Here is a 2,084-nt window from a genome sequence, read left to right as displayed (position 1 = left end):
ACTGAGCGGCAAAGGCCGCAACCATGGCGGTCACCATAACCACTTTACCGATGGTGGCGGCTAACGCTGGTACCCAATCTTCGATTTCAATACTGTAATCACGCGATGGCAAATGAATACCCCAGCGACGAAAGCTCATAACGGTTAAATCATGGTTTAGAAAGTCTTCTCGGCTTTCAAATTCATGTGGTTTCTTGCGCACATCCCTGTAAAAAGTCTTACTTGAGTCAGACATTGAGTTATCCTTTTTTACGTTTCAAAGCTAAACCATCTCAACTAGAGTTTCGCGAGGTACACAAACCTTCGACCAATACGAGACCACACCCTAGCTGCTATCGAGCACCTTTATTGATTTGCACTTATTAAGCATGTGTTGCTACCGGTAGGAATATTAGACATTAGTAAAAGAGCAACAAAACTCTCACTTATTAAACATTAATTTAACAATGCGTTAGTGTGCGTTGTTCTTGTATGAGTTGTTTTCTCAAGGTAAGTCAAAGGGAGAACGGTCGTCGCTCCAACTTATGTTTGTTAAATACTAGGTTTTTGGGGAACGTAAGGGTTGCTATTGAGGTACGTTGTTTATTTGCAGTCAGCTTGAAGCCATTAGAAGTAATGGTGTGAAAGGAACTAAATAGAGTTTCTGACTCTGAATGATTTTGGGCAAGAATAAGTGAATCATGGTAAGCCAATTCGTGCTTACCATGATTTCTGCTCGTATGTACTGGCGTTCGAGAAACTCGAAAGTCAGCTCATGAGCTCTGGGTAGAGGCTATGTTCTGTAGAGAACCTTGACCACATGCCAGCCAAATTTTGTTTTGACTAAGTGCGGAGTTAACACTTCACCAGAAAAACAAACTTTGTCGAATTGAGGCACCATTTGACCGCGACGGAACTCACCGAGGTCACCACCACGTTTGCCAGACGGGCAAGTTGAATATTTTTTCGCTAGTGTTTGGAATTTAGCGCCTTTTTTCAGTTGCTTGATGATGTCTTCAGCTTGTTCTTTGTGCTTAACAAGAATGTGCAATGCGGCTGCTGTGTTTGCCATGTGTTTATCTCTCACTATTCTGGTGGCGCAAGTTTACCGAATACACTGGTTTGCGCCAAACATTTCTCCACCTTACCCATTTTAGGCCATGGCTTGCCCCAAAAACACTTGGCTAGGTGATGAAAACCTGTGCAACACGGGTAATATTGACCTCGATTTATAAAGAGATTGCTTAAAAAGCTCACATTTACTTCCTATACGGTTGAAGCTGTCGCTTTATAAGATATGATTAGACACAAATCGGTGGCATTTATAAGGTTATTTCATGGCAAAAGTCGTTAGTAAGGCGAATCAATCTCAGGGTATGTTGATGTTTAAGCTCACCCTGCAACAAAACTTCGCAATAGGGACACTTAAAGTTCGTGAAATTGTACCCTACATGCCAACCACAAAAATCCCGTATTCCCATCACCATGTGATTGGTACGGTGACCATTCGTGATCTCACCGTTCCAGTTATCGACATGTCAGCTGCGGTTGGCTTTCGTCCAATTACGCAAGAAGAATACAAAAACTGCTACCTCATCGTGACCGACTGTTTACGCACTGTGGTTGCGTTTATGGTTCGTAGCATAGAGAAGATCATCGAATGTGATTGGAAAGCCATTGAAACACCACCAGCAAGCGCTGGAAAAAACATCTTCGTAACGGGTATCACTCGTTATGGCGATCAAACAGTTCAAATGCTCGATGTCGAGCTACTGCTTTCTAAAATTTATCCGCAGTATGAAAACGCGAATATCCCGATGCTGACGGATGTAGAGCGTGAACGTCTCAAAGCACTGAATATCTTGTTGGTGGATGACTCATCAATTGCGCGTAAGCAATTAAGTGACGCGCTAGATAGCATCAATATCTCCTATCAAATTTGTAAAAATGGCTCAGATGCACTGCAGTTGATGAAAAATGAGGCAGAAGCAAACCGCCCAATAGATATTCTGGTCAGTGATATTGAAATGCCGGGGCTGGATGGTTACGAGTTAGCGTTTGAAGTGCAAAATGACTCAGCTCTTAATCACTCGTACCGCATTCTG

The 2,084-nt window shown here is 42.7% G+C and carries 3 protein-coding genes; 1 reads left to right on the top strand and 2 read right to left on the bottom strand.

The window, feature by feature from the left end; translation table 11 throughout:
* Together R7D93_RS25090 and ppiC are read right to left on the bottom strand one after the other, a co-directional pair.
* The coding region (locus R7D93_RS25090) for a DUF3360 family protein (protein ID WP_318129539.1) at positions 1 to 235 on the bottom strand (235 nt) is incomplete at its 3' end.
* Between the two features lie 537 nt (positions 236 to 772).
* Positions 773 to 1,051: a peptidylprolyl isomerase PpiC gene (gene ppiC / locus R7D93_RS25085; RefSeq protein ID WP_005375342.1), complete on the bottom strand. Its 279-nt coding sequence runs from the start codon at positions 1,049 to 1,051 to the stop codon at positions 773 to 775.
* A gap of 265 nt (positions 1,052 to 1,316) precedes the next feature.
* Between ppiC and R7D93_RS25080 the strand changes: the two genes are divergently transcribed.
* On the top strand, positions 1,317 to 2,084 hold a 768-nt coding region (locus tag R7D93_RS25080; RefSeq protein ID WP_318129538.1), incomplete at its 3' end, for a chemotaxis protein.

The organism is Vibrio sp. YT-15, assembly GCF_033337445.1.
GTDB lineage: Bacteria > Pseudomonadota > Gammaproteobacteria > Enterobacterales > Vibrionaceae > Vibrio > Vibrio alginolyticus.
The sequence above is the reverse complement of the archived record's forward strand: the minus strand, read 5'-3'. Positions and strand labels throughout refer to the sequence as shown.

Bases quoted from the DNA above. Each gene is read 5' to 3' on its own strand.
- ppiC (WP_005375342.1), bottom strand. From the start codon at position 1,051: ATGGCAAACACAGCAGCCGCATTGCACATTCTTGTTAAGCACAAAGAA.